The 25,984-nt window shown below is 66.8% G+C and carries 25 protein-coding genes; 15 read left to right on the forward strand and 10 right to left on the reverse strand.

From position 1 onward, the window contains the following. Window positions 1-146: 146 nt before the first annotated feature. Both U1737_RS06385 and U1737_RS06390 read left to right on the forward strand, forming a co-directional pair. Entirely contained in the window at window positions 147-1,817 is a 1,671-nt protein-coding gene (locus U1737_RS06385) for a DEAD/DEAH box helicase (RefSeq protein ID WP_332796017.1), read from the forward strand. Window positions 1,818-1,822: 5 nt separating this feature from the next. Continuing rightward, entirely contained in the window at window positions 1,823-2,341 is a 519-nt protein-coding gene (locus tag U1737_RS06390) for a thioredoxin family protein (RefSeq protein WP_443027093.1), read from the forward strand. 452 nt (window positions 2,342-2,793) lie between these two features. On the opposite strand, the gene U1737_RS06395 is transcribed toward U1737_RS06390, so the two are convergent. The 6 genes from U1737_RS06395 to U1737_RS06420 all read right to left on the reverse strand — a co-directional run bounded on the left by U1737_RS06395 (window position 2,794) and on the right by U1737_RS06420 (window position 8,699). Continuing rightward, the gene (locus U1737_RS06395) at window positions 2,794-3,408 is read right to left on the reverse strand and encodes a glutathione S-transferase family protein (RefSeq protein WP_332796019.1); all 615 of its coding nucleotides are present in this window, start codon (window positions 3,406-3,408) and stop codon (window positions 2,794-2,796) included. Window positions 3,409-3,620: 212 nt separating this feature from the next. Next, window positions 3,621-4,490, reverse strand: a complete 870-nt coding sequence (locus U1737_RS06400; protein WP_248524406.1) for a dienelactone hydrolase family protein — start codon at window positions 4,488-4,490, stop codon at window positions 3,621-3,623. Between the two features lie 34 nt (window positions 4,491-4,524). Further along, window positions 4,525-5,589, reverse strand: a complete 1,065-nt coding sequence (locus tag U1737_RS06405; protein ID WP_332796020.1) for an MBL fold metallo-hydrolase — start codon at window positions 5,587-5,589, stop codon at window positions 4,525-4,527. A 266-nt stretch (window positions 5,590-5,855) separates the two neighbouring features. Beyond that, on the reverse strand, window positions 5,856-6,533 hold the full coding sequence (locus U1737_RS06410) for a DUF1013 domain-containing protein (RefSeq protein ID WP_056484483.1): 678 nt from the start codon (window positions 6,531-6,533) through the stop codon (window positions 5,856-5,858). A 99-nt stretch (window positions 6,534-6,632) separates the two neighbouring features. After that, window positions 6,633-7,655, reverse strand: coding sequence for a glycosyltransferase family 4 protein (locus U1737_RS06415; RefSeq protein ID WP_332796021.1), 1,023 nt, complete (start codon window positions 7,653-7,655; stop codon window positions 6,633-6,635). A 159-nt stretch (window positions 7,656-7,814) separates the two neighbouring features. Next, complete coding sequence (locus tag U1737_RS06420) at window positions 7,815-8,699, reverse strand: UDP-2,3-diacylglucosamine diphosphatase (RefSeq protein WP_332796022.1); 885 nt, start codon at window positions 8,697-8,699, stop codon at window positions 7,815-7,817. 180 nt (window positions 8,700-8,879) lie between these two features. Here U1737_RS06420 and U1737_RS06425 point away from each other — a divergent pair, with 180 nt between their 5' ends. Next, entirely contained in the window at window positions 8,880-9,143 is a 264-nt protein-coding gene (locus U1737_RS06425) for a hypothetical protein (protein ID WP_332796023.1), read from the forward strand. A 673-nt stretch (window positions 9,144-9,816) separates the two neighbouring features. Here U1737_RS06425 and U1737_RS06430 read toward each other — a convergent pair. Next, the gene (locus U1737_RS06430) at window positions 9,817-10,797 is read right to left on the reverse strand and encodes an NAD(P)H-quinone oxidoreductase (RefSeq protein WP_332796024.1); all 981 of its coding nucleotides are present in this window, start codon (window positions 10,795-10,797) and stop codon (window positions 9,817-9,819) included. A 124-nt stretch (window positions 10,798-10,921) separates the two neighbouring features. Between U1737_RS06430 and U1737_RS06435 the strand changes: the two genes are divergently transcribed. From U1737_RS06435 to coaD, 6 genes are all read left to right on the forward strand, one after another. Next, complete coding sequence (locus U1737_RS06435) at window positions 10,922-11,116, forward strand: DUF1192 domain-containing protein (RefSeq protein ID WP_176501302.1); 195 nt, start codon at window positions 10,922-10,924, stop codon at window positions 11,114-11,116. Window positions 11,117-11,421: 305 nt separating this feature from the next. Continuing rightward, on the forward strand, window positions 11,422-13,740 hold the full coding sequence (gene clpA, locus U1737_RS06440; protein ID WP_248524400.1) for an ATP-dependent Clp protease ATP-binding subunit ClpA: 2,319 nt from the start codon (window positions 11,422-11,424) through the stop codon (window positions 13,738-13,740). A 212-nt stretch (window positions 13,741-13,952) separates the two neighbouring features. Continuing rightward, window positions 13,953-14,153 carry a type 2 periplasmic-binding domain-containing protein gene (locus tag U1737_RS06445; protein ID WP_248524398.1) on the forward strand — a complete coding sequence of 67 codons (201 nt, stop codon included), beginning with the start codon at window positions 13,953-13,955 and terminating at the stop codon, window positions 14,151-14,153. Between the two features lie 74 nt (window positions 14,154-14,227). Continuing rightward, window positions 14,228-14,467, forward strand: coding sequence for an exodeoxyribonuclease VII small subunit (locus U1737_RS06450; protein ID WP_056060585.1), 240 nt, complete (start codon window positions 14,228-14,230; stop codon window positions 14,465-14,467). 13 nt (window positions 14,468-14,480) lie between these two features. Then, the gene (locus U1737_RS06455; RefSeq protein WP_332796025.1) at window positions 14,481-15,371 is read left to right on the forward strand and encodes a polyprenyl synthetase family protein; all 891 of its coding nucleotides are present in this window, start codon (window positions 14,481-14,483) and stop codon (window positions 15,369-15,371) included. Window positions 15,372-15,392: 21 nt separating this feature from the next. Further along, window positions 15,393-15,899 (forward strand): pantetheine-phosphate adenylyltransferase, encoded by a 507-nt coding sequence (gene coaD / locus U1737_RS06460; RefSeq protein WP_136189378.1) that lies wholly within the window; start codon window positions 15,393-15,395, stop codon window positions 15,897-15,899. A gap of 48 nt (window positions 15,900-15,947) precedes the next feature. Here the strand turns inward: coaD and U1737_RS06465 are convergent, their stop codons facing one another. Then, a complete protein-coding gene (locus U1737_RS06465) occupies window positions 15,948-17,156 on the reverse strand; it encodes a penicillin-binding protein activator (protein ID WP_332796026.1) in 1,209 nt (402 codons plus the stop codon). A 10-nt stretch (window positions 17,157-17,166) separates the two neighbouring features. On the opposite strand from U1737_RS06465, the gene rsmI reads away from it, so the two are divergent. From rsmI to U1737_RS06485, 4 genes are all read left to right on the forward strand, one after another. Then, window positions 17,167-18,012, forward strand: a complete 846-nt coding sequence (rsmI, locus tag U1737_RS06470; RefSeq protein ID WP_332796027.1) for a 16S rRNA (cytidine(1402)-2'-O)-methyltransferase — start codon at window positions 17,167-17,169, stop codon at window positions 18,010-18,012. A 99-nt stretch (window positions 18,013-18,111) separates the two neighbouring features. Then, window positions 18,112-18,474 (forward strand): YraN family protein, encoded by a 363-nt coding sequence (locus U1737_RS06475; RefSeq protein ID WP_248524511.1) that lies wholly within the window; start codon window positions 18,112-18,114, stop codon window positions 18,472-18,474. Window positions 18,475-18,651: 177 nt separating this feature from the next. After that, window positions 18,652-19,605, forward strand: coding sequence for a glutathione synthase (gene gshB / locus U1737_RS06480; protein ID WP_248524394.1), 954 nt, complete (start codon window positions 18,652-18,654; stop codon window positions 19,603-19,605). A 193-nt stretch (window positions 19,606-19,798) separates the two neighbouring features. Beyond that, entirely contained in the window at window positions 19,799-20,404 is a 606-nt protein-coding gene (locus U1737_RS06485; RefSeq protein ID WP_332796028.1) for a DedA family protein, read from the forward strand. Between the two features lie 2 nt (window positions 20,405-20,406). Here the strand turns inward: U1737_RS06485 and U1737_RS06490 are convergent, their stop codons facing one another. After that, window positions 20,407-21,276, reverse strand: a complete 870-nt coding sequence (locus U1737_RS06490; protein ID WP_332796029.1) for a tyrosine recombinase XerC — start codon at window positions 21,274-21,276, stop codon at window positions 20,407-20,409. A gap of 160 nt (window positions 21,277-21,436) precedes the next feature. Here U1737_RS06490 and U1737_RS06495 point away from each other — a divergent pair, with 160 nt between their 5' ends. Beyond that, window positions 21,437-22,879, forward strand: a complete 1,443-nt coding sequence (locus tag U1737_RS06495) for a diguanylate cyclase domain-containing protein (RefSeq protein WP_248524391.1) — start codon at window positions 21,437-21,439, stop codon at window positions 22,877-22,879. Between the two features lie 104 nt (window positions 22,880-22,983). Then, window positions 22,984-25,155: a primosomal protein N' gene (locus tag U1737_RS06500; RefSeq protein ID WP_248524390.1), complete on the forward strand. Its 2,172-nt coding sequence runs from the start codon at window positions 22,984-22,986 to the stop codon at window positions 25,153-25,155. A 370-nt stretch (window positions 25,156-25,525) separates the two neighbouring features. Here the strand turns inward: U1737_RS06500 and U1737_RS06505 are convergent, their stop codons facing one another. Continuing rightward, a complete protein-coding gene (locus tag U1737_RS06505; protein ID WP_248524389.1) occupies window positions 25,526-25,780 on the reverse strand; it encodes an ATP synthase F1 subunit epsilon in 255 nt (84 codons plus the stop codon). Window positions 25,781-25,984 lie beyond the last annotated feature (204 nt).

A 25,984-nucleotide genomic window follows, 5' to 3' on the forward strand; every position in this document is an offset into this window, starting at 1 on the left:
ATGACGGGGCGTTTGCGGAAGTGCGCCGGCCACCGGTGCCTCTCCATCCTCCATTCACCGCGTTTCCTTGACATTTGGCGCTAAATCGGCGAGCGCCGGAAGGCTTGAGGGCAGTGCATTTCACCCTCCATTTACCGGACATTTGCATGAGTTTTGCCGACCTCGGCCTCTCCGACGAACTGCTGAAGGCAGTCACCGACTCCGGCTACACCGAGCCGACCCCGATCCAGGCCGGCGCGATCCCGTCGGTGCTGATGATGCGCGACATCATCGGTATCGCCCAGACGGGCACCGGCAAGACCGCGTCGTTCGTGCTGCCGATGATCGACATTCTCGCGCATGGCCGCAGCCGCGCGCGGATGCCGCGCTCGCTGATCCTCGAGCCGACGCGCGAACTCGCCGCGCAGGTGGCGGAGAATTTCGAGAAATACGGCGTCAATTCGAACCTCTCGATGGCGTTGCTGATCGGCGGCGTGTCGATGGGCGACCAGCTCGCCGCGCTGGAAAAGGGCGTCGACGTCCTGATCGCGACGCCGGGCCGGCTGATGGACCTGTTCGGGCGCGGCAAGATCATGCTCAACGGCTGTTCGATGCTGGTGATCGACGAGGCGGACCGGATGCTCGACATGGGCTTCATCCCCGACATCGAGGAAATCTGCACCAAGCTGCCGAAGCAGCGCCAGACGCTGCTGTTCTCGGCGACGATGCCGCCGCCGATCAAGAAGCTGGCGGACAAGTTCCTGACCAATCCCAAGACGATCGAGGTGTCGCGCCCGGCGTCGACCAACCTCAACATCAAGCAGTATCTGGTGCCGGTGGCGAGCCAGACCGCCAAGCGCGACACGCTGCGCCGTATCCTCGCGCAGGACGAAGTGACCAACGCGATCATCTTCTGCAACCGCAAGACGACGGTGCGCGATCTCAACAAGGTGCTGAAGCAGGCGGGCTACAAGTCGGGCGAGATCCACGGCGACATGGAGCAGCCGCAGCGACTGGCCGAGTTGGAGCTGTTCAAGACCGGCGCGGTGACGATCCTGGTTGCGTCGGACGTCGCGGCGCGCGGGCTCGACATCAAGGGCGTGTCGACGGTGTTCAACTATGACGCGCCGTGGCATCCGGACGATTACGTCCACCGGATCGGGCGGACGGGTCGCGCGGGGGCTACCGGTACGGCGTACACGTTCGTCGCGCCGGACGATGCGGAGAACATCGTCAATATCGAGAAGCTGACCGGGCAGACTATCGAGCGCTTGAAGGGTGCCGAGCCGAAGATTGCGCCGGTTGCTGCTGTGACCGAAGACGAGGGCACGGCGCGGCGCGCGCGGCCGCGTCGCGGCGCGCGGTCCGAGACGTTTACGCCGGTGCCGGTTGCGGCGGCTGCCGAGGAGTCGGATCGGCCCCGTACGCGGCGGGTGCCACGGGCGGATACGGTGGCCCCGGCGATCGTCGCCGAAGTGCTGGCTGCAGCCGAGCCGGTTGCGGCGGCCAAGCGTCCACGCTGGGAGCGTACGCCGATCGACGAGCCCGTGCCCGCGGTGAAGCCGCGCGTTGCCGAGCCGGCACGGGTCGAGCCGGTGCAGGTCGAACCGGCGTATGTCGAACCGGTTCGCGCGGCGCCCGTTGAGCCGGCGCGGTCGGAGCCGGTTCGCTCGCAACCTGTTCGTTCGGAATCGGCAAAGGTCGAGCCGCCACGGACGGAGCGCATTCCTGCGGATCCAACCGGTGGTCGGCGCCAACCGGTCGCCGATACGCCGGCGGATGGCTGGAACGGACCATTTCCGAGCTTCCTGAATGCCGTGATCGGAGGATATGAATGATGTCGATGCCCCGTCTCGCCGCGCTTGCCTTGCTCGCGACCGCGGTGGCCGCGCCGGCTGCCCCTCGTGGGAAAGTCGTGGCGCCGCACGTCAACACGACGAGCTTCGACAAGCTGCCACAGCCCTTGCCGCTGCCGTATAACGAGTCGGCGAACGCCAATGCGCAGGTTGCGGCGGCGCGTGCGCGCGCGCTGAAGACGCACAAGCGGTTGCTGATCGATCTCGGCGGCAATTGGTGCCTCGACTGCCGCCTGCTCGCGGGGACGATCGACCTACCGGAGATGAAGCGTTTCGTCGACAGCAAGTTCGTGGTCGTGACGGTCGACATCGGCCGCTTCGACAAGAACGGGCAGATCGCGGCGGGGTACGGCATCAAGGGGCGGCTCAAGGGCGTGCCGGCGGTGCTGGTGGTCGATCCGCGGAGCAACAAGCTGCTGAACGCTGGGCATGAGACCGAACTGGCGGATGCGCGATCGATGGGGCCGCAGGCGCTGGCCGACTGGCTGGCGAAATGGGCGGCCTGATCGCTAATCTGTAGCGTCTACTCCGGCGGTTTGCATTTTCGTAAGTCGCTCTTCGATGGCGACTCGGTTTTAAAACGTATCGGTAAGCTGAGGTGCTGGCCCCGAACGATCCTCCCCCGCCAGGGGGAGGTGGCAGGCGCAGCCTGACGAAGGGGGCGGTAAGCGCCGACCTCTGCTCCGTGTCCTCCCCCTCCGTCGCCTTTGGCGCCATCTCCCCCTGGCGGGGGAGGATCGTCGTTAGCTGTACGCGAGGTACCCGCCCACCACGCAGCGAGTCCACAGGCCCGGCCGCCTATAGTAGAAAGTGGATTTTCACCCACTCCAGTCGTTCCAACCCCCGCCGTCATCCTGACGAAAGTCAGGACCCAGAGCCATGGAGGCTAGCTCCTGGTATCCTGGGTCCTGACTTTCGTCAGGATGACGGGTTTGGTTGGTTGGTCACGCGCTCGCTCCTACGCGGCGACTGCGATCAGGGCGTCGTCCAGTGCTGCGGCGCGCAGGTACGCCGGGCGTTCGATCAGGCGCGCGGCATAGTCCGCGAACGCTTCGCGCTTCGGCAGCCAGCCGAACTGCATGCCCCAGATGACCTGCGATCCGACATAGACGTCGGCGGCGGTGAAGCGGTCGCCGGCTATGTACGGGTGCGCTGCCACAGCCTGTTCGAGCACGTCGATCACGCGATCGAAGCTGCCATAGCCGATCATCCGTTGCTGCGCGGCATCGGGCACGACGCCGAGCGCGCGGTTGCCGGTCGCGGCTTCGACCGGGCCGGCGGCGTAGAAGAGCCAGCGATAGTAATCGGCGCGTTCTTCGTCGCGGGGGGCGAGATCGGCGTCGGGGAACGTGTCGGCGAGGTACGCGCAGATCGCGGCGCACTCGGTGACGGTCTTGTGGTTGTGGACGATCGCCGGGACTTTGGCCATCGGGTTGATCGACAGATACGGCTCGGCCTTCATCGTCGTGTCGTAGTCGAGGACGACGGTCTCATACTCGGCGTCGACCTCTTCGAGCATCCACCGCGCGATCCGGCCTCGCGACATCGGGTTGGTGTACAGGGTCAGCGTCATGCGACTCTCCTTGAGAACGGATCGTGAACGATGGTCTCATGGACAGTTGGCATGGTCAAGCGGCTGGCTGCGGGCATCAGACACTACCCTCTCCTCCCGTCATGCCGGGCTCGTTCCGGCATCCACCGCTCCGCATACGCGTTGGCCTGAGAATATGCGGGACCGTGGACCCCAGAACTAGTCCGGGGTGACGGGGAAGATCGGCGGGAGCCTCACACCAGCGCCTTGTCGAACAGCGCGAGCATGCGGGCCCAGGCCTTGTCCGCCTGGGCTGCGTTGTAGACCTTCGAGTCGGGCGGGCACCAGCCGTGCATCGTGCCGGCGTAGACCTCGATCTCGGCGGGGAGTTTGGCGGCGGCGAAGGCGGTGCGGAGCGTGTCCTTTTCGGTGGGCGACCGCGCGTCGTCGTTGGCGGCGATCGCGATGAGGTATCGGCCCTTCATCTGCGGGATCAGGCGGTGCGGGCTGTCGGGCGTGTCGGTGACGAAGCCACCGCCGTGGAAGGTCGCGCCGGCGCGGATCCGGTTGGGGACGGCTGCGGCGGTGCGCATCACCATCGGGCCACCCATGCAATAGCCGGTGGTCGCCAGCCCGCGCTTTCGGTCGGTCTGCGGTTGCGCGTCGATGAAGGCGGTGAAGGCCTTCGCATCACGCACCGTGCCTTCGGACGTTAGCGCTTCGCGGAAGGGGGCGATGCGGGCGCGGACGGCGGGCTGGTCGTACGACTCGCCGGGCGCGAGGAACGGTGCCTTGGTCGAGCGGTAGAACTGGTTGACGACGAGCACCGCATAGCCCGATTGCGCGAGGCGGTCGGCCATCTGGCGGAAGGCGGGGCGCAGACCCATGATGTCGGGCCAGATCAGCACGCCGGGGTGCTTGCCGGTGGCGGGCGCGACGAAATAGGCGTCGGCCTTGCCGTCGGGCGTGGTGATCGCGACGTCGCGGCCCTTGATGACGGCGGCGTTCGCTGGGGCGGGCAGCAGCATCGTCAGGCCGATCGCGCCGGTCATCACGCCGAACTGGCGGCGCGAGACGCCGGCCAGATACGCTTCGTTATCGTCTGCGGTATGCTCGTCGCACATGGGGCTATCCTCTTGAATTTGGCCGCATGCTAACTCAGGCTGCGCGCCACCACCATACGCCATCTTCCGTGTCGCGGATCGCTCGGCCTTCGACCTCGAGGCGGCGGAGATGCGCGAGTGCTTCGCCGGTCGCCATGCCGAGCACATCGGGGCCGATCGCGCGACGGAACAGCCGGCCGAAACAGTCGACCGCGCGGCGGGGTTCGGCGAGGAAGATGGCGAGTTCGTCGAGTCGTTCGCGGTGTTCTCGGTCCATCGCGTCGAGGCGGGTGTGGAGGCCGGTGAACGGGTCACCGTGGCCGGGGAGGACGAGCAGGTCTGCCGGCAGCGTCTTGAGCTTGGCGATCGAGGCGAACCATTCGCCCAGCGGGTCGGCGCCCGGTTCGGTGACGCCTAGCGAGACGTTGGGGCTGATGCGCGGGAGGACCTGATCGCCGGCGATCAGAATGCCGCCGGCTTCGTCGTACAGGCACGCATGTTCGGGACAGTGGCCGGAACCGGTGACGATCCGCCAGTCGCGCGCGCCGATGGTGAGCGTGTCGCCGTCTTCGATGCGGGTGTAGCTGAGTGGGAGCGGGGTGATGATTTTCCGGAAGCCGGCCCAGCCCTTGGCGGTGGCGTGGTCGATCTGGTCTGGGCCCCAGCCTGCGCCCCGCCAGAAGGCGAGCATTTCGTGCGGGACCGAGTCGCGCGCGTCGGCAGCGAGCATGCGCGCGGTCAGCCATTCGGCTCGGGTCATGATCAGGGGGGCGGCATGGTGATCGCACATCCAGCCGGCGAGGCCGATATGGTCGGGGTGGAAGTGGGTGCCGATCATTTTCGTGATGCGGACGCCGGACTTGGGGCCGTTGAAGATGGCTTTCCAGGCGTCGCGGGCCTCGGCGGTGTTCATGCCGGTGTCGATCAGCGCGTCGCCGTCGGTGTCGGCGAGGAGCCAGCAGTTTACGTGTTTCAACGGGCCGGGGATCTTGAGGCGGACCCAGTCTATGCCGGGGGCGACCTCGAAGACGTCACCGACTTCGGGCTCGGCGCCGCCGAAGGGGTAGGTCAGGCCCTTGTGGCTGGTCGGCGCGAAATCGGTGTCGGGTGCGGTTGCCATCCGTTGCGGTTAGCAACTGGATGTGGCGGGAGATAGTGCTGGCGGGCGTTGCGCGCTCCCCGTCATCCTGACGAAAGTCAGGATCCAGGATAACGTAGGGCGACATTTTTGGCTCTGGATCCTGACTTTCGTCAGGATGACGGAGGAGGGGTTTGCGCTTGTCCATCTGCGCGGCACGTGGGTCTTACCGCGCTCACTCGACGTATCGTTTGAGGTGAGCGTGCGCTCCACCCCTGCCCCTCCCGCTTGCGGGAGGGGACGTGCGGTCAGCGCTTGAAGGGGTCGTCGAAGAGCGGCTTGACGGGCAACACGCCGCCGTCTGCCACGAACTGCGCGTCGGCTGCCGCCTGGGTGCGCTCGGCGCGGAGCTGCTGGAGGAGCACTTCGCGGTCGCCTTCGAGGCGGGTGTCGGTCGGCGCTTCCATGCCGGCTGCCTTGGCCGCCTTCGCCACGGCTGCATCCAACTCGCGCTGCGAGGTCAGGCCGAGCGTGACCGGATCCTTCGGGGTGATGTTCGCGATGTTCCAGTGGCTGCGGTCGCGGATCGCGGCGATCGTCGTGCGGGTCGTGCCGATCAGCAGCGAGATCGCGCCGTCGGTGATCTCCGGGTGGTTGCGGATGATCCACGAGATGCCGTCGGGCTTGTCCTGGCGCTTCGAGACCGGCGTGTAGCGCGGGCCCTTGGTGCGGCGGACCTGCTCGGGGCCCTTGATCATCTTGAGCTGGTAATCGGGATCGGCGGCACCCTTGTCGATCTCTTCCTGCGTGACCTCATGGGCGCGCACGGGATCGCGACCGGTGAGCTTGGTCGACGTCGTGTCGTCGGCGATCGCCTGGATCTCGAGGATGTGCAGGCCGCAGAAGTCCGCGATCTGCTCGAAGCTGAGCGCGGTATTGTCGACCATCCAGGCGGCGGTCGCGTGGGGCATGAGCGGCTGGGCCACGGCGGAAACTCCGTAAAAATAGAAAGGGCCGCCCCTTTCGGAGCGGCCTGACATGAGAGAGACTTAGTGCGCGTGGGGGCAACAGGCAAGCGAACAAGCTCAGGCGGCTAACAGCTTCCTTTCCAGCGGGACGAGCGCGTGGAGGAACTGGCGGGCGCTGGCCGGCCAGCTGTAGCGCGCGGCATAGGCGGCGCAGGTGACGCTGTCGCGGGTCAGCGCGGTGGCGATCGCGACGTCGAGGTCTTCGTGCATGGCGCCGACGCGGTCGTCGAGGACGTCGATCGGGCCGGTGACGGGATAGGCGGCGACCGGCGTGCCGCACGCCAGCGCCTCGATCATGACGAGGCCGAAGGTGTCGGTGCGGCTGGGAAAGACGAGGACGTCGGCGGTGCGATAGGCGGCGGCTAGATCGAGGCCGGAGCGTTGGCCCAGGAAAACAGCGTCCGGGAAGCGGCGGGCGAGCGCGGCGCGGGCGGGGCCTTCGCCGACCACGATCTTGGTGCCGGAATGCGAGGAGGACAGGAACGCTTCGATGTTCTTCTCGACCGCGACCCTGCCGACATAGAGCTGGATCGGACCGGGGAGCGCCGCCATGTCCGGGTCGCGCGCGCCGTCAAGGCCGAACTGCGCGAAGTCGACGCCCCTGCCCCATTCGCGGACCTGGTGCAGGCCGTGCTCGGCGAGCGTCTTCGCAACAGATGGCGTGGAGACGAGGATCGACTGCGCGGGGCGGTGGAACCAGCGGATGTAGCGCCAGATCCAGTCGGGGTTCGCGCCGGTGCGGGCGGCGATATAGTCGGGGAATTGCGTGTGATAGGCGCTGGTGAACGGCAGCGCGCGGGCGAGGCACCAGTTGCGGGCGGCGAGGCAGACCGGCCCCTCGGTGGCGAGGTGGATCGCGTCCGGCCCGAACGCGGCAAGCATGCGGCCGACGGCGCCGGAGCGGGCGAAGGCGAGGCGGATCTCGGGGTAGGTCGGGCATGGCATCGAGGCGAAGCGCTCGGGCGAGACGACCATGACCTGGTGGCCGATCGATTCGAGTTCGCGCTGGACCGACTGGAGGGTGCGGACGACGCCGTTGACTTGCGGGCTCCAGGCGTCCGTGACGATTGCGATACGCATCTGTCTTCTCCGTTTTGCCCCTCTCCCATCGGGAGAGGGAGGGCCCGCCGCGCTTGCGGTGGGAGGGTGACGGCACGCTTTTTGTTTAGTGCGGTGGACTTGCCCTCACCCTCGCCGCTTCGCGTCTTTCCCTCTCCCCGCTGAGGAGAGGGTTTTGGGTCAGGCGGCTAGGGTGACGATTTTGTCGCGCTCGCGGGCGGCGATTTCGTCGGCCCAATGGAGGAGTTCCATGCGGCCGTCGAAATGCTCGACCAGGGCTGTGCAGCCCTCGACCCAGTCGCCGTCATTGTAATAGGCGATGCCGGCGATCTCGCGCATTTCGGCAGTGTGAATGTGGCCGCAGACGACGCCCTCGACACCGCGGACGCCGGCCGCATGCGCCACGACTTCCTCGAAGTGCGAGATGAAGGCGACCGCGTTCTTGACCTTGGCCTTGGCGTGCTTCGACAGCGACCAGTATGGCATGCCCATCCGCCGCCGTGCGCCGTTGACCCAGCGGTTGAGGCCCATCAGCATCGTATAGGCCGCGTCGCCGATATGCGCGACCCAGCGGTGCGCGAGCGTGATCGCGTCGAACTCGTCGCCGTGGAGCACCAGCAGGCGGCGACCGTCGGCGGTCTCGTGGATCGCTTTCCGCCGGATCGAGATGCCGCCGAAATCGAGCCCGGAATATTGACGAAACACTTCGTCGTGATTGCCGGGGATGTAGACGACGCGGGTGCCGCGCTTGGCGCGCTTGAGCAGGCGCCAGAGGACGTCGTTGTGCGCGGCGGGCCAGTAGAATTTCTTCTTCAGCCGCCAGCCGTCGATCATGTCGCCGACGAGATACATCGTCTCGCTGTCGACGTGATCGAGGAAGTCGTTGAGCATGCCGGCGTTGCAGCCGCGCGTGCCGAGATGGACGTCGGAGATCCAGATCGTGCGATATTGCCGGCGCTCGACGATCGGCTCGGGCGCGGCGGGCCGGGAGTGGATGAAATCGGCGATATCGGTGATGTCGGCGCCCAAGACGCTAGATGGCGGAAACGTCGTAACGGCGTTCATGAGCCTGTCCCCCGGCAAGGTATCCCTCGCCGCGAGTATTAGCCGAGTATTGTGACAGGGTAGTCGCAGTCCGGTGACTGTTAGAAGTCAGTGAAAAACGTTGCTGCAACTGCGCGCAAACGCGTTGACGAATCGGGGCGAAGCTGAACCTATGCGGCGATGTTGCAGGGAGAAAATATCGTGAAGTCTGGTTTCAGGAATGTTGCGGTGGCGGTTGCGGGCGCGGCGATGATGGTCGCACCGACGATGGCGTCGGCGGCGAATGCCGCGTCGTCGCTGTCGGTGGCGCAGGCGCGTGCGGGGACGACGACGACGGGCAAGAGCGCGCTCGCCGAGGGTCCGACCGCGACCTATGTCAATATCGGCATCCTGGCCGCGCTGGTGGTCGGCGTGCTGCTCGCGACGAGCGGCGGGGATGACGATGACGGTTCGGACAGCAACTAAGGGGCGCGAAGCCGGGTAAGGCTGGCGTTATCGCTTCAATCCTCTGCCCGGGGGGCTGAACGCGACGGAGGGGGAGGACACGGAGCAGCGGGCTCTCTTTCCGCCCCCTCCGTCTGGCACGTGCCAGACACCTCCCCCTCGCGGGGGAGGATTCTTCGGACGCGGTCTGTTTTAAGAAAAGCTGTTTCCCCGCGAAGGCGGGGATCCAGACTGGGCTCCCGCCTTCGCGGGAGAACAGGGTTTGGTTTGGTGCGGCGTTTGCTCCGATCTCAGATTTACCACCCCGGCGGAGGCCGGGGCCCAGTTGGCTAGGTCGTGGTAACGAAGCGCACCGCGTGCGTAATCGGGTTTCTCAACTGGGCCCCGGCCTTCGCCGGGGTGGTGGTGGTGAGCTTGGTGTGTGTCGCGGGTCAAACGGGGATACCCCAGCTTTCGCTGGGGTGACGGGATTGGAGCGGGTGTTCTGCTCCATCATCGCCGCGACGGGATTGGGGCGGGTGTTCTGCTCCATCACCGACGCGACGGGATTGGGGCGGGTGTTCTGCTCCATCGTCGCCGCGACGGGATCGGGGGCGGGTGTCCTGCTTCAACCGATGCGACTGGTGGCTACCCCCCTCACCGATGCTACTGGCTATCGTGCTCCAACCGGTGACGGAGGGGGCGAGTGCTCCCCTCAGCCCATCGTCAGGACGATCTTGCCGACGTGGTCGCCGGCTTCCATGCGGGTATGGGCGGCGGGGGCATCGGCGAACGCGAAGACGCGGTCGATGACCGGCTTCAGCTTGCCGGCCTCGACGTGCGGCCAGACGGTGCGCGCCAGTTCGTCGGCGACCAGCGACTTGAATGCGGTGTCGCGGGGGCGAAGCGTCGAGCCGGTCAGCGTCAGGCGGCGGCGCATGATCTCGAACAGGGGGACCGTTGCGATCATGCCGCCCTGGACCGCGATCGAGACGTGGCGGCCGTCCTCCGCCAGGCATTGCAGGTTGCGGGGTACATAGTCGCCGCCGACCATGTCGAGCACCGCGGCGACGCCCTTGCCGCCGGTGATCTGCTTCACGCGCTCAACGAAATCTTCCGTCTTGTAGTCGATCGCGTGGGTTGCGCCGAGGCTGAGCGCGGCTTCGCACTTGGCCTTCGAACCGGCGGTGACGATGATGTCGATGCCGAATAGATTGCACAGCCCGATCGCCATCGTGCCGATGCCGCTGGTGCCGCCGTGGACGAGGACGGTGTCGCCCTCGGTGGCGTAGGCGCGTTCGAACAAATTGGTCCAGACGGTGAAGAGCGTTTCGGGCATTGCCGCGGCCTCGACCATCGTCAGCGCTGCGGGCACGGGCAGGCACTGGCCGAACGGCGCGACCGCGTATTCGGCATAGGCGCCGCCGGAGATCAGCGCGCAGACCGACTGGCCGATCTGTTCGTCGCCGACGTCGTCGCCGACCGCGACGATCGTGCCGGAGATTTCCATGCCGAGGATCGAGGGCGCACCCGGCGGGGGCGGATATTTGCCCTGGCGCTGCATCACCTCGGGACGATTGACCCCGGCCGCGGCGACCTTGACGAGCACTTCGCCCGGCCCGGGCTGCGGCACCGGACGATCGACGAGCACCAGCACGTCGGGACCGCCGGGCTGTTCCGGATCGATCGCCTTCATGACGTCAGGTACACGTAAGTTACTGGATTGGTTTTCGGGTATCGCGGTCATCGGCTCGTCACGTCCCTTTTGATGTGCCGGCCTTATTGACATCACTCGGGTGCGGGTCAACGTTGCAGGCACGATGGACCTGGAAGACGCCCCCTCCCGTCCCGACGATCTGCTTGACGCACTGGTGCGGCAGGACCTCGATCCGTTGTCGGTGGCCGAACTCGATGCGCGGATCACCGTGCTGCAGGGCGAGATCGCGCGATGCCAGGTCAAGAAGGACCGCGCCGTCAGTCATCGCGCCATCGCCGACGACTTGTTCAGGCGGTGACTGGCGCGGCGGTGCCTGTGTTCGCTGCCACGGCATCGACCGGCACTGTTCCATCGACCATTGCCGCATGGCCCCATCCCGCCGTCATCCCAGCGAACGCTGGGATCCAGAGCCAGAAGCGTGGGCGATCCTGGCCCTGGATCCTGGGTCGAGCCCAGGATGACGGGGCAAGGGAGCAGCGCCGCGTGATCTTTAACCGACGCAGGAACGGTCGGGCCACGGTTCAAGTGCTTGATGCGACCGATATCAGTTCCGACATAGCGTCAAAGGGCTCGCGTTCTCGCGGCCCGACAGGAGTATTGTAAATGCCATCATTTGCACCCGCCCTCGAGACCACGCTGCACAAGGCGCTCGAGGCGGCGTCGTCCCGGCGCCACGAATATGCGACGCTGGAGCATCTGCTGCTCGCGCTGATCGACGACGAACACGCGTCGAAGGTCATGACCGCGTGCAACGTCGAGATCGGCGAACTGAAAAATACCGTCGCGCATTACCTCGACAGCGAACTCGATGCGCTGAAGGTCGATGCGGCGACCGATCCCTCGCCCACCAGCGGGTTCCAGCGCGTCGTCCAGCGCGCGATCCTCCACGTCCAGTCCTCGGGCCGCGACGAAGTGACGGGTGCCAACGTACTCGTCGCCCTGTTCAGCGAGCGCGAGAGCTATGCGGTGTATTTCCTGCAGCAGCAGGACATGAGCCGCCTCGATGCGGTCAGCTTCATCAGCCACGGTGTCGGCAAGGGCGGGCAGCAGGCGACCGAAGCATCCACGCCAAAGGGTGCGGACGACGAGAAGCCGGCCAAGGGACAGGAGAAGGGCAAGACGGAAAGCGCGCTCAAGCAATTCACGGTCGACCTCAACGAGAAGGCGAAGGCCGGCAAGGTCGATCCCCTGATCGGGCGCGGGCCGGAGGTGGATCGCACGATCCAGATCCTGTGCCGCCGGTCGAAGAACAACCCGCTCTATGTGGGCGATCCGGGCGTGGGGAAGACCGCGATCGCGGAAGGCCTGGCGCGCAAGATCGTCGAGGGCGACGTGCCCGACGTGCTGTTGCCGGCGATCATCTACTCGCTCGACATGGGCGCGTTGCTGGCGGGTACGCGGTACCGCGGTGATTTCGAGGAGCGGCTGAAGGCGGTCGTGAATGAGCTTGAGAAGCTCCCCGATGCCGTACTGTTCATCGACGAGATCCACACCGTCATTGGTGCCGGCGCAACCAGCGGCGGGGCGATGGATGCGTCTAACCTGCTCAAGCCGGCGCTTAGCGGCGGTACGATCCGGTGCATCGGCTCGACCACGTACAAGGAGTTCCGCAATCACTTCGAGAAGGACCGCGCGTTGCTGCGGCGCTTCCAGAAGATCGACGTGAACGAGCCGACGATCGAGGACACCATCAAGATCCTCGCGGGGCTGCGCTCGGCGTTCGAGGATCACCACAACGTCAAGTACACGCCCGATGCGATCAAGTCGGCGGTCGAGCTGTCGGCGCGGTACATCAACGACCGCAAGCTGCCGGACAAGGCGATCGACGTGATCGACGAGGTCGGCGCGATGCAGATGCTGGTGCCACCGAACAAGCGCAAGAAGACGATCACCCCGAAGGAGATCGAGATGGTCATCGCGACGATGGCACGGATCCCGCCGAAGTCGGTCTCGACCGACGACAAGCTGGCGCTGGCTACGCTCGAGACCGATCTCAAGCGCGTGGTGTTCGGGCAGAATGCGGCGATCGAGAAGCTGGCGTCGGCGATCAAGCTGGCGCGGGCAGGTCTGCGCGAGCCGGAGAAGCCGATCGGCAACTATCTGTTCACCGGGCCTACCGGTGTCGGCAAGACCGAGGTGGCCAAGCAGCTGTCGACGATCCTCGGCATTCCGCTCCAGCGGTTCGACATGTCCGAATATATGGAGCGCCACTCGGTCAGCCGTCTGATCGGTGCGCCCCCGGGCTATGTCGGGTTCGACCAGGGCGGTCTGCTGACCGATGCGATCGACCAGAACCCGCACTGCGTCCTGTTGCTCGACGAGATCGAGAAGGCGCATCCGGACCTGTTCAACATCCTGTTGCAGGTGATGGATAACGGGCGGCTGACCGACCAGCACGGCAAGTCGGTCGATTTCCGCAACGTCATCCTGATCATGACGACCAATGCGGGCGCCAGCGACATGGCGCGCGAGACGGTCGGCTTCGGCAACCTGACGCGTGAGGGCGAGGACGAGGTGGCGGTGACCAAGATGTTCACGCCGGAATTCCGCAACCGTCTCGATGCGGTGGTGCCGTTCGGGTACCTGCCGACCGAAGTCGTGGCGCGGGTCGTGGACAAGTTCATCCTCCAGCTCGAACTCCAGCTGGCGGACCGCGGCGTGCACATCCTGCTCGACGACGAGTCGAAGGCGTGGCTGACGACCAAGGGCTATGACAAGCTGTACGGCGCACGGCCGATGGGTCGCCTGATCCAGGAGAAGATCAAGCAGCCGCTTGCCGAGGAACTGTTGTTCGGCAAGCTGGTCCACGGCGGCGAGGTGACGGTGAAGATGAAGGACGGCGCGCTGTCGTTCGCGATCGAGCCGGCCGCGCCGAAGAAGCCCAAGAAGAAGGGCAAGGTCGAGACTGTCGACGCGAAGTAACTTCGGGTTGTGATCGAAGCGAAGAGCCTGCCGTCGGAGCGATCCGGCGGCGGGCTTTTTCGTGCGCGCCCGCCTGGGGATCGGCGATGCCGGGGCGGTATTGGACGAGAAGGGGGAAGCGGCGGCCGGGTGCATCGGCGCCGGACCGCCACTCGACTTGTCGGCAAGGACGAATTGCGACATGATCGGCCGCGTTGCCGGGGGGACACAGGATGCGGGATCGTAAGGGAACACTGGTGGTCGCGGGGCTGATCGCGCTGGCTGTCGTGGCCGTGCGGCATCCGACCGTCGATCTGCAGCTGGTCACGCATGATTCGCGCGATCCGTCGCCGCACCGGATCCAGGCGGCGGTCGATTTCGGGCTGGTCGGCGTTTCGGTGCTCTACACCTGGACCGTGAACCGGCTGCGCTGAACGCCCCCGAACCCGTCAGAACCCCGCCGCCACGTCCTTGACCCCCATCGCGTGCCTGCGCCATAGCGACGGACATGGACACGCCGATCGAAGACCTCGCGTTCGAGGATGCACTGAAGGAACTCGAGCTTATCGTCGGGAAGCTGGAGAGTGGCGATACGCCGCTCCAGCAGGCGATCGAGCTGTACGAGCGCGGCAACAAGCTGCGCCAGCGTTGCGCCGACCGGCTCGATGCGGCGCAGGCGCGGATCGAAGCGATACGGCTCGATGGCGACGGCAAGCCCGCGGGCGTCCGCCCATTCGCGGCGGGCTGACGCGGTGAGCCAGATGCCCGTCACACTGGATGCCGCCCTCGCCGACGTCGCGGCCGAAATCGACCGGCAGTTCGACCAGTTGCTGACGATCCCCGACGATCCGCGCGGCGACCTGTACCGGGCGATGCGGCATGCCGCGATCGGCGGCGGCAAGCGGTTGCGCCCGCTGCTCGTGTTCGCGACCGCCAATCTGTTCGACGTCGCGCACGAATGTTCGGCGCGGGCAGCGACTGCACTGGAGGCGATCCACGTCTATTCGCTGATCCATGACGACCTGCCGTCGATGGACAATGACGACATGCGGCGCGGCAAGCCGACCGTCCACAAGGTGTTCGACGAGGCGACCGCGATCCTGGCGGGCGATTGCCTGCATGCGCTGGCGTTCGAGATCCTCGCCGATCCGGCGACGCACCCCGATCCGTTCGTGCGGATCGAGCTGGTGACCGACCTCGCGCGCGCAGCCGGCCCGAACGGCATGGCGGGCGGGCAGAAGATGGATATCGAGGCGGAAAGCACGCGCTTCGACCTGAACACCGTTACGCGGCTCCAGCAGATGAAGACGGGGGCGCTGATCTCGGCGTCGGTCGAGGCCGGCGCGATCCTCGGGCGGTTGCCGCCGGAGGGCCGGGTTGGTCTGCGCGGCTATGCGCATGACCTGGGGCTTGCGTTCCAGATCGCCGACGACCTGCTCGATGCAGAGGGCGACGAGGCGGTCGTCGGCAAGTCGCTGCGCAAGGACGAGGTCGCGGGCAAGGAGACGTTCCTGTCGCTGCTCGGGCCCGACCGCGCGCGCGAACAGGCGCGGATGCTGGTCGACCAAGCGATCGCGCACCTGCATAGCTATGGCAAGGAAGCCGATCTGTTGCGCGACATCGCGCGCTTCGTGCTCGAACGCGACCGCTAAGCGTACAACCGGGAGTTCAACATGACCGCACGCATTGGTGTCTATCCAGGCACGTTCGATCCGGTCACGTTGGGCCATATGGATATCATCCGACGCGGCGCGAAGCTGGTCGACCGGCTGGTGATCGGGGTGACGACCAACCCGTCGAAGTCGCCGATGTTCACGATCGAGGAGCGTATGGCGACGGTGCGGCGCGAGGTGGCGGACGTCGATGGCGATATCGAGGTCGTCGCGTTCGATTCGCTGCTGATGGACTTCGCCGAGCGGCAAGGGGCGAAGGTGATCGTCCGGGGCCTGCGCGCGGTCGCCGATTTCGAATACGAGTATCAGATGGCGGGGATGAACCAGCAGATCAATCCGCGCGTCGAGACGGTGTTCCTGATGGCCGACGTCGCGTTGCAGCCGATCGCGAGCCGGCTGGTCAAGGAGATCGCGTTGTACGGCGGGAATATCGCCAAGTTCGTACCGGAATCGGTGCGTGACGAGGTGGTGGCGCGGGTCGAGAAGATCGGCCGCAAGGGGAGCTGATCCGCCCGGCGCACCACCCCCGCGGACGGGCGTGATGCGCCTACCGGTTTATTTCCCGAAACCGCTCGGCGCTGGCGAAACCACCGTGGTCGTGCCGCTGCGGATCTCCTTAACCTCCAGCGCGCGCTCGGCGATATTATCCTTGCCGAAGCGGAAGGCGCCGTCGATGCCCGCGAAGCCGTCGCTGTCGCGCAGGCGGTTGACCGGGAACGGCGTGCCGGGCTTCCAGTCGCGCGCGATGCGGACCGTCAGCAGGACCGAGTCGTACCCGAGGCTCGACAGGCGATACGGCCCTGCTCCGAAGCGTGCGCGGTATTTGGCGGCGTATTGGCGGTACAGCGTGTCCGAGACGCTGGCGTACCAGGCGCCGGACAGTGCGGGCTTGGCGGCGATGCTGGTGTCGGAATTCCAGAGTTCGGTGCCGAGGATACGCGTCGACGCACCGCCGCCGCGCTTGACCATCGCTGCCGCCGAGGCTGCGGTGGCGCCACCGTCGGCGATCAGCACCGCGTCATAAGGGGCCTTTGCCGCCAACCGCGTGACGGCGCCCGAAATGCCACCGGGACCGCGCGTGTAGGTCTGGAGCGAGACGACCTGGCCACCCGCGCCTTCGACCGCACGGAGGAACGCGGTCGAGGCGCGCTCGCCGTACAGGCCGTTGGGGACGAGGCCGGCGAAATTGCTGACGCCGCGTGTCCGGGCGAAATCGACGACACGCGCGATCGACTGGGTCGGAACATAGCCCATCAGGTACGCGCCGTTGCCGGCCACGCCGAGATCGTTGGAGAAGCTGAGCACCGGGATGTTCGCGGCGCGCGCGATCGGTGCGACGGCGCGGACATCGTCGGCGAGCAACGGGCCGAGGATCAGCTGCGCGCCTTCCGCGATCGCGCGCTGCGCAGCGGCGGCGGCACCGGTCGCGGTGTCGTAGTTGGTGATCCGGACGCGCTGGTTCTGCGTATCGAGCAGCGCGAGCATCGTCGCGTTGGCGATCGAGGTGCCGACGCCGGCGTTGCTGCCCGACAACGGCACCAGCAGCGCGACGCGGTTACGCTCGGCATCGCGCGGGATGCCGGTCTCGACGCCAATCTCAGGACGATCGACCGGCCGCGTGGTCGGGCGCTGCTGCGACGGCTCGACCGGGCCGCGCGGGACGATCGTCTGACATGCGCCAAGCAGGCACGCCGCACCGAGTGCCACCCACCGGCCGAATGCGCGTTGCCGTCCCGGTTGCCCTATCGTCGTCGCGTCTGCCATGACCATCCCCATGAACCCTGAATCTCTTCTCTATCCCGGCCTCTACATCGTCGCGACCCCGATCGGCAATCTTGGCGATCTGTCGCCGCGCGCCGCCGACATCCTCCGCCGGGCTGACGTGATCGCGGTGGAGGACAGCCGCGTGACCGCCGGCTTGCTCCGCCACATCGGCACGAAGACGCCGATGGTGCCGTATCACGATCACAGCGCGGAGGGTGTGCGACCGGCATTGATCGCGCGGATGGCGACGCAGGCGGTGGCTTTGGTGTCGGATGCGGGGACGCCGTTGATCTCGGATCCAGGCTTCAAGCTGGTGCGTGATGCGCGCGCGGCGGGGCATCTGGTGGTGACGATTCCAGGGCCGTGCGCGGCGGTGGCGGCGCTGACGCTGGCGGGATTGCCGACCGACCGGTTCCTGTTCGTCGGGTTCCTGCCGTCGAAGCTGCACGCGCGGGCGGAGGCTATCGCGGAGGTAGCCACCATTCGCGCAACTTTGGTGATGTACGAGTCGGGGCCGCGGTTGGGGGCGTGTCTCGCGGCGCTGCTGGAAGGGCTCGGCGACCGCGAGGCGGCGGTGACGCGCGAGATCAGCAAGAAGTTCGAGGAGGCGGTGACGGGGACGCTGTCGACTTTGGCCGAGCGCTATGCGGACGCGCCGCCGCGGGGGGAAATCGTGATCGTCGTCGCACCGCCGGGTGAAGCGCCTCCTGCGAGCGCGGAGGACGGCGATGTTGCGCTGGTCGAGGCGCTGACGCGACTGTCGACCGGGCAGGCCGCGAGTGAGGTGGCGAAGAAGCTCGGGCTCGACCGGAAGGCGCTTTACGCGCGGGCGCTGGAATTGAAGCCGAAGGCCTGATCTCCCCTCCCGCTTGCGGGAGGGGTTGGGCCAGGGCATGTCACGGACGTGCCGCCCCCGCCCTCCCCTGGCCCCTCCCGCAAGCGGAAGGGGAACACGATTGACCGACAGGTTGCGGAAGCCGCCGGGCGTCGCGGCGAGCGATTGGCCGGGTGGTGGTTGCGTCTCAAAGGCTGGAGAATCCTCGATCGCCGCGTCCGCACTCCGGCGGGCGAAGTCGATCTCGTTGCGCGCAAAGGTAACCTGATCGCATTCGTCGAGGTCAAGACGCGCGCGACCGCGGCCGAACTCGACTTCGCGATCGACGAGCGCCGGCTCGCGCGCGTGGCGGCGGCGGCGGAATATCTGATGCCGCGCTATGCGGGGCCGGGCGACGATATCCGGGTGGACGTGATCCTGCTCGCGCCGGGTACGCGTCCGCGGCATATCGAGAATGCGTGGATCGGAGGCGGGATAGGGTGACGGGATCGGGCGGGGATCAGGCGAGCGTGGGTGACAAATCCCGCCCGCCTTCCTAAGTCCCGATCCGAACCATCCCAGCCCGTCACCCCAGCGGAAGCTGTGGTCTCTCCGTAACTGGGAGACCCCAGCTTCCGCTGGGGTGACGGCCAAAGCGGGGTGCATGGAAGGAATGCGAGAATGAGCCTCACCGTCGCCGTCCAGATGGACCCGCTCGACAGCATCAACATCGCCGGCGATTCAACCTTCGCGCTGATGTTGTCCGCGCAGGATCGTGGTCATACGCTCTTCCATTATTCGGCCGAGGATCTGAACTACCGTGACGGCCGGGTCTGGGCGAAGGCGCATCCGGTAACCGTGCAGCGCGTCGTCGGAGATCATTTCAGCGTCGGCGAACCGGTAAACCTCGACCTCGGCGACGAGGCCGATGTCGTGTTGATGCGCCAGGATCCGCCGTTCGATCTCGGCTACATCACCGCGACGCACCTGCTCGAGCGGATCGCCGACAGGACGCTGGTCGTGAACGATCCTGCGCAGGTGCGGAATGCGCCCGAGAAGGTGTTCGTGCTCGACTACCCGCAGTTCATGCCGCCGACTTTGGTCACCCGCTCGCTCGACGAGGCGCGGAAGTTCCTCGCCGAGCACGGCGCGATCGTCATCAAGCCGCTCCACGGCAATGGCGGCAAGGCGATCTTCAAGGTCGAGTCGGACGGCGCCAATCTGTCGGCGCTGATGGAGGTCTTCAACATGACGTGGCGCGAGCCGCACATGGTGCAGGCGTTCCTCCCCGACGTCGCGAAGGGCGACAAGCGGATCGTGCTGGTCGACGGCGAAGTCGCGGGCGCGATCAACCGCCTGCCGGGCGAAGGCGAGATCCGTTCGAACCTCGCGGTCGGTGGCTCGGCGGAGAAGTCGGAGCTGACCGACAAGGAGCGCGAGATCTGCGCGGTGCTCGGGCCGGAACTCAAGAAGCGCGGGCTGTTGTTCGTCGGGATCGATGTGATCGGGGGCAGGTGGCTGACCGAGATCAACGTAACGTCGCCGACGGGGATCGTGGCGATCGGAAAGTTCGACGGGACGGATGTGGCGGGCATGATCTGGGATGCGATCGAGGCGAAGGTCGCGGCGCGGTAGCCTTTCCAAAAACACCCCGGCGGAGGCCGGGGCCCAACTGGAAAGGTCGCAGTAACGGAGCGCCGTCCTCCGTCACAACCGTCCCCCAATTGGGCCCCGGCCTCCGCCGGGGTGGTGCAATGATGGGCCGGGGTGGTGCAATGATGAAAAGCCTCGCGGAACCCATCCGGCGTCCCGGCAGTATCTCATACCCATGACCGAATTCATCCTCGATCTCATCGCCTGGGGCGGATATTTCGGTATCTTCCTGTTGATGGCGCTCGAGAATATCGTGCCACCGGTACCATCCGAAGTGATCATGGGGCTTGGTGGCATGGCGGTCGCGCGCGGCGACATGACCGTGCTGCCGCTGATCGCCTGGGGCACCGCAGGGTCGGTCGTCGGCAATTACTTCTGGTATTATATCGGCCGCAACATCGGCTACGAACGCTTTCGCCCGTTCATCGAGCGCAACGGGCGCTGGCTGACGATGGAATGGTCGGACGTCGAGACAATCCACCGCTTCTTCATGAAGCGCGGCGGCTGGGTGATCTTCGTGTTCCGGTTCATGCCGACCTTCCGCACGGTCATCTCGCTGCCCGCGGGGATGACGCGGATGCCGATCTGGCAGTTCGTGATCTGGACCGCGGCCGGCAGTGCGATCTGGAACACCGTGCTCGCCTATGCGGGCATCCTGCTCGGATCGCATTTCGAGGAACTCGACCGCTATGTCGGGCCGGTGGCCGTCGCGACGTTCGTCGTCATCATCATCGGCTATGTCTGGCGCGTCGTCACGTGGAAGCCGAAGGGCTCCGCCTGATCTCAGGCCCGCGGATGCGCGTTCCGATACACGTCCATCAGATGCGCCGCGTCGACCTGCGTATAGACTTGCGTCGAACTGAGACTGGCATGGCCGAGCAGCTCCTGTAGCGCGCGGAGGTCCGCCCCCCGCCCCAGCAGATGCGTCGCGAAGCTGTGGCGCAGCGCATGCGGCGTCGTCCGGTCGCCCAGTCCCAGCCGGGTCCGCGCGGCTTGCACCGCACGACGGATCATGACCGGCGACAGCGGCCCGCCCCTCGCACCCCGAAACAGCGGTTCGTCGCGCGAGGCCGGCCAAGGTGTCTGCGCGACATACGCGTCGATCGCGTCGCGCACCTGTGGCAACAGCGGCACCACGCGGGTCTTGGCGCGCTTGCCCGTCACCCGGATCGTCTCGCCGAGCGGCAGGATTTCGCCCCGCAACGTCAGGGCCTCGCCGATCCGCAGACCTGCGCCGTACAACAGCATCAGGACCGCCCAGTTGCGCGCGCCGATCCACGGCTCGGCGGCATCGTCGGCCACCTCCTCCGCCAGCGCGACGGCTTCGGTCGGCGAGATCGGCCGCGGCACGCCCGTCTTGACGCGCGGTCCCCGCATCCGCGGTTGCTCGGCGCCTTCGTTCGCCCAGGCGAGGAACCCGCGCACCGCCGACAATTCGCGCGCGGCCGAGGCGTTGCCGAGTCCCGACTCGCGACGCTGCGCCAGATATGCGCGAAGATCCGTCGCCGTGACCCGCGCCAGCGCCGTGCGGTCGATCGCCTCGCCCCAATGGCCGATCAGGAACGCGGTCAGCCGCTCGGCCGAGGCGCGATAGGCGCGTACCGTGTGCACCGATCGCCGACGGTCGCGCGCGAGATGCTCGCTCCAGAGCATCGATGGCGGCCTGTTGTAAGGATCAACATCATCGCATGTCGACGGATCGGTGGCAGACAAGGAAATGGTCACGGTCATCCGATGGATAGTATCCGTGGGAACCGGCAAAGAAAATTAACTCCCTCGCTTTAATAGAAACATTATGTCTCCAGCACTGCCCATGGCCGACATGTTCGCGGACGAAACACGGCGGTTGGCCGCGCTTCATGCGCTCGCATTGCTCGATAGCGAGCCGGAGCGCGAATTCGATGCGCTGGTTGCGCTGACCGCAGAAATGCTCGGTTGCCCGACCGCCATGTTGACGCTGGTCGACACCGACCGACTGTGGATCAAGGCGTCGAGTACGGGTGCGCGGGGCGAGATCGCCCGCGACGTCGGCATGTGCGCGCATACGATCCAAGGCGGCGATCCGATGGTCGTCGACGATCTGGCGCTCGACCCGCGGTTCGGCGCGAACCCGCTGGTCGTTCCCCAGGACGGCCTGCGCTTTTACGCGGGTGCGCCGATCCACGCGACCGACGACACCGGCGAGCGACATGCGATCGGTGCGCTGTGCATCGTCGATACCGCACCCCGCAGCCTGAACGACGCCGGACGGCGCGCGTTGCAGCATCTGGCGACGCTGGCCGAAACGACGATCGCGGCGCGTGCCGCCGCGCGTCAGGCGATAACGATCGCCACCATCGCAGACCGCCAAGCCGCTGCGCTCACGCGACAGGACCGGATCTTTCGCCAGGCGGAACGGATGGCTGCGTTCGGATCGTGGCGCGTGAATTTCGCCAACGACGATATCGAATGGTCGGACGGCGTCTATCACATCTACGGCCTGCCGATGTCCGAGCGCCCGACTATGGCGACGGCGTTGAATTTCTATCCGCCGCATGCCCGTGCGGAGATCAGCGCCGGACTGGCGCGCGCGGTCGAGACCGGTGCATCGCTCGATATCGAGGTCGATTTCACGACCGCACAAGGCGAACTGCGCCGCGTCCGCGTGATGGGCGAATGCGAGGGCGACGGCGACACACCGACCGCGCTGGTCGGCGTGTTCCAGGACGTCACCGAACGCCATGCGCTGGAAGTGACGCTGCGCCGGACCGCCGACACCGACTCGCTCACCGGAATCGCCAACCGGGCGGCGTTCGATCGTGCGCTGGACGCCGCGATACTGCGCGCGCACGAACACGGCACGCCGTTGTTGCTGGCGCTCGTCGATCTCGACGGGTTCAAGGCGATCAACGATACGCTTGGTCATACCGCAGGCGACGACGTGCTGCGCGGCGTCGGGCGGGTGCTCGAAGCGCCGTGGTTGAAGGGCAGTTTCGCCGCACGACTCGGCGGGGACGAGTTTGCGGTAATCGTCGACGATCCGGCGCTGGCGATGTCGATGAGCCACGTCCGTCGGCGGCTCGAGGAAGCGCTGCGCTTTCCGATCGCGATGGGGGGGCTGGCGATGATCAGTGCCGGTACCGTCGGGATCGCGATGCTCGATCACGATTGCCATACGATCCGCGATTTCGTCCACCGCGCCGATACCAATCTCTATCAGGCCAAACGCGAGCGGGTCGGCGAGCGGCGGCGTGGCGATCGGAAGACCGCCGCCTGAGGTCGACGCGGGCGGGCAGTGCAGGCGCGCAGCGGCGTTGCGTGAAGTGCTGCGCCGCGTAAAGCGGTTCACGCAGGAGCGATCCGGCCCCATATACGGACACGATGTCGTCCCGCGCCCGTGTCCTGATCCTCAACGCCGCCCTCGGGCCGCTCGACTACCGCGTGCCGGCCGGCATGGACGTGGGGCCGGGCTCGATCGTGGTCGCGCCGCTGGGGCCAAGGCAACTACTCGGCGTGGTGTGGGAGCCGGAGCGGATGCCGTCGGATGCGGAGGTCGGCGACAACCGGTTGCGCAACCTGCTCGCGGTCGCCGACGTGCCGCCCTTGGGGGCACCGTTGCGGCGGCTGGTCGAGTGGACCGCGGATTATTATCTCGCGCCGGCCGCATCGGTGTTGCGGATGACGCTCGCCTCGACCTCGGCGCTGGAGGGCGCGCGGACCGCTGTCGAGTACCGGTCCACCGGCGTCGTGCCGCCCCGCCTCACGCCGCAGCGCGAGCAGGCGCTTGAGCGGATCGGTGATCGCCAAGGCCTGATCCGCGAGTTGGCGACGACCGCCGACGTCAGCGATGCGGTGATCCGAGGGCTGGTGAAGGTCGGTGCGATCGAGGCGGTCGAGGTCAGCCTGGACAGCCCCTACCCCGTCCCCGATCCCTCGCATCACGAGCCGACACTGTCCGACGACCAGCGGGCAGCGGCCGATGCTCTGGTGGCGGGGGTGGCGGAGCACGCGTTCCACCCGACGTTGCTCGACGGGGTTACGGGATCGGGCAAGACCGAGGTGTATTTCGAGGCGGTGGCGCAGGCGATCCGCGATGGGCGGCAGACCTTGGTGCTGCTACCCGAGATCGCGCTGACCGAGCCGTTCCTCAAGCGCTTCCACGACCGGTTCGGGTGCGAGCCGATCGCCTGGCATTCGGGGTTGCGCTCGACCCAACGGCGCAGGGCGTGGCGCGCGATCGCGAGCGGCGAGGCGCTGGTGACGGTAGGCGCGCGGTCCGCGTTGTTCCTGCCCTACCGCGATCTCGGGCTGATCGTCGTCGACGAGGCGCACGAGACCAGCTTCAAGCAGGAAGAGGGCGTGCATTATCATGCGCGCGACGTCGCGGTGATGCGCGGCAAGTTCGAGGGGTGCCCGGTGATCCTCGCGTCTGCCACGCCGGCGATCGAGACGCGGCAACAGGTGGTGACCGGGCGGTATGCGGAGTTGAAGCTGCCCGGTCGGTTCGGCGCGGCGGAGATGCCGACGATCGAGCCGATCGACCTGATCAAGGAACCGCCCGAGCGTGGCCGCTGGCTCGCGCCGCGGCTCGTGAAGGCGATGCAGGCGACCCTGGAGCGGGGCGAGCAGTCGTTGCTGTTCCTCAACCGGCGTGGCTATGCGCCGCTGACCTTGTGCCGGACGTGCGGGCATCGGTTCCAATGCCCGAACTGTACCGCGTGGATGGTCGAGCACCGGCTGACGCGGCGGCTTGCGTGCCATCATTGCGGGCATGCGGAGCCGACGCCGCGCGTGTGCCCGGAGTGCAAGGGCGAGGACACGCTGGTCGCCTGCGGGCCCGGCGTGGAGCGGATCGCCGACGAGGTGACGGCGCTGTTCCCCGAGGCGAAAACTGCCGTGGTCACGTCGGACACGATCTGGTCGCCGGCCAAGGCGGCCGAGTTTGTCGGGCGGATGGAGGCGGGCGATATCGACATCGTCGTCGGTACGCAGCTCGTGACGAAGGGGTATCACTTCCCGAACCTGACGCTGGTCGGCGTGGTCGATGCGGATCTGGGTCTAGACGGCGGCGACCTCCGAGCGGCGGAACGCACGTTCCAGCAGATCCGGCAGGTATCGGGCCGCGCCGGGCGTGGCGAGAAACCCGGCCATGTGTTCATTCAGACCCATAGTCCGGGGGCTCAGGTGATGCAGGCGCTGATCACTGGTGATGCGGATGCGTTCTATGCGGCGGAGACGGATGCGCGGAAGGATGCGGGGGCGCCGCCGTTCGGAAGGTATGCTGCGATCGTGGTGTCGTCGGAGGACCAGGGTTGCGCGCATGATACGGCCAAGCTGGTGGGGCGGAGTGCGCCCGAGGTCGAGGGCATGCACGTGTATGGGCCTGCGCCGGCGCCGTTGGCGATGCTGCGGGGGCGGCACCGGTATCGGCTGCTCGTCCACGCACGGCGGGCGCTGGATGTGCAGGATGTCATCCGGGCGTGGTTGGGTAAGCTGGACTGGCCGTCGAAGGTTCGGGTGACGGTCGACGTCGACCCGTATAATTTCTTGTAGCGGCGCCCCACCCGTCATCCCAGCGAACGCTGGGATATTATCGGGGCGGGTGCTGCGACCCGGAACGGGGAGATCCCAGCTTTCGCTGGGATGACGGTTGGGGGGGCGCGGCTGCACGACGCAAGCTCGCAAGCCGATAGACGTCTGCCCGAATATTTTCTGTAGAGGGCACCCCCTCTCCCGACCGTCATCCCAGCGAAAGCTGGGATATCAGCGGGGCGGGCGCTGCGACCCGGAACGGGGAGATCCCAGCTTGCGCTGGGATGACGGTTTGAAGGGGGCGCTAGTTCAGCGTCCGTCACCAGCCAAGTTTGTTCAACCGCGAAGGCGAATGCCCAGTCTGGATCCCCGCCTTCGCGGGGAAACAGTCTTACTCGCCGGCGTGTTCGGCGAGGACGGTCAGGCCCTTGGCGTTGACCTCGGCGAAACCGCCCCTGATCGCGATGACCTCGGGGGCGCCGTTCTGCGTGCGGAAGATCTGCACGCCGCCGTCGCGGACCGTCGACATGAAGGGCGCATGGCCTTCGAGGACGCCGAAATCGCCTTCGGTGCCGGGAACGACGACCATGTAGACCTCCTCCGAGCGGACGAGCTTTTCTGGCGTGACGAGTTCGAAATGCAGCATGTCTGGGACCTTCTCCCTCTCCCCTTCGGGGAGAGGGTCGGGGTGAGGGGCAGTACCGGGCGAGGGCGCTTGTGGCGGGGGGGGGGGGGGGGGGGGGCCCCCCCCCCCGCCATCCACGGTGCAAGACGCCGAGGCCGGGAGCCCACCCCCGGCCCCTCCCGCAGGCGGGAGGGGAGTTAGAGATTATGAAGACCGATACCCCAG

Source organism: Sphingomonas fucosidasi, assembly GCF_036663855.1.
Lineage (GTDB): Bacteria > Pseudomonadota > Alphaproteobacteria > Sphingomonadales > Sphingomonadaceae > Sphingomonas > Sphingomonas faeni_B.

Coding starts and splice junctions, on each gene's coding strand:
- U1737_RS06500 (WP_248524390.1), top strand. CDS start 22,984: ATGTCGTCCCGCGCCCGTGTCCTGATCCTCAACGCCGCCCTCGGGCCG.
- U1737_RS06465 (WP_332796026.1), bottom strand. CDS start 17,156: ATGGCAGACGCGACGACGATAGGGCAACCGGGACGGCAACGCGCATTC.
- U1737_RS06395 (WP_332796019.1), bottom strand. CDS start 3,408: ATGACGCTGACCCTGTACACCAACCCGATGTCGCGAGGCCGGATCGCG.
- U1737_RS06455 (WP_332796025.1), top strand. CDS start 14,481: ATGCCCGTCACACTGGATGCCGCCCTCGCCGACGTCGCGGCCGAAATC.
- U1737_RS06385 (WP_332796017.1), top strand. CDS start 147: ATGAGTTTTGCCGACCTCGGCCTCTCCGACGAACTGCTGAAGGCAGTC.
- rsmI (WP_332796027.1), top strand. CDS start 17,167: ATGAACCCTGAATCTCTTCTCTATCCCGGCCTCTACATCGTCGCGACC.
- U1737_RS06485 (WP_332796028.1), top strand. CDS start 19,799: ATGACCGAATTCATCCTCGATCTCATCGCCTGGGGCGGATATTTCGGT.
- U1737_RS06495 (WP_248524391.1), top strand. CDS start 21,437: ATGGCCGACATGTTCGCGGACGAAACACGGCGGTTGGCCGCGCTTCAT.
- clpA (WP_248524400.1), top strand. CDS start 11,422: ATGCCATCATTTGCACCCGCCCTCGAGACCACGCTGCACAAGGCGCTC.
- U1737_RS06430 (WP_332796024.1), bottom strand. CDS start 10,797: ATGAAGGCGATCGATCCGGAACAGCCCGGCGGTCCCGACGTGCTGGTG.
- U1737_RS06505 (WP_248524389.1), bottom strand. CDS start 25,780: ATGCTGCATTTCGAACTCGTCACGCCAGAAAAGCTCGTCCGCTCGGAG.
- coaD (WP_136189378.1), top strand. CDS start 15,393: ATGACCGCACGCATTGGTGTCTATCCAGGCACGTTCGATCCGGTCACG.
- U1737_RS06390 (WP_443027093.1), top strand. CDS start 1,823: ATGCCCCGTCTCGCCGCGCTTGCCTTGCTCGCGACCGCGGTGGCCGCG.
- U1737_RS06490 (WP_332796029.1), bottom strand. CDS start 21,276: ATGCTCTGGAGCGAGCATCTCGCGCGCGACCGTCGGCGATCGGTGCAC.
- U1737_RS06415 (WP_332796021.1), bottom strand. CDS start 7,655: ATGCGTATCGCAATCGTCACGGACGCCTGGAGCCCGCAAGTCAACGGC.
- gshB (WP_248524394.1), top strand. CDS start 18,652: ATGAGCCTCACCGTCGCCGTCCAGATGGACCCGCTCGACAGCATCAAC.
- U1737_RS06420 (WP_332796022.1), bottom strand. CDS start 8,699: ATGAACGCCGTTACGACGTTTCCGCCATCTAGCGTCTTGGGCGCCGAC.
- U1737_RS06400 (WP_248524406.1), bottom strand. CDS start 4,490: ATGTGCGACGAGCATACCGCAGACGATAACGAAGCGTATCTGGCCGGC.
- U1737_RS06445 (WP_248524398.1), top strand. CDS start 13,953: ATGCGGGATCGTAAGGGAACACTGGTGGTCGCGGGGCTGATCGCGCTG.
- U1737_RS06435 (WP_176501302.1), top strand. CDS start 10,922: ATGGACCTGGAAGACGCCCCCTCCCGTCCCGACGATCTGCTTGACGCA.
- U1737_RS06450 (WP_056060585.1), top strand. CDS start 14,228: ATGGACACGCCGATCGAAGACCTCGCGTTCGAGGATGCACTGAAGGAA.
- U1737_RS06405 (WP_332796020.1), bottom strand. CDS start 5,589: ATGGCAACCGCACCCGACACCGATTTCGCGCCGACCAGCCACAAGGGC.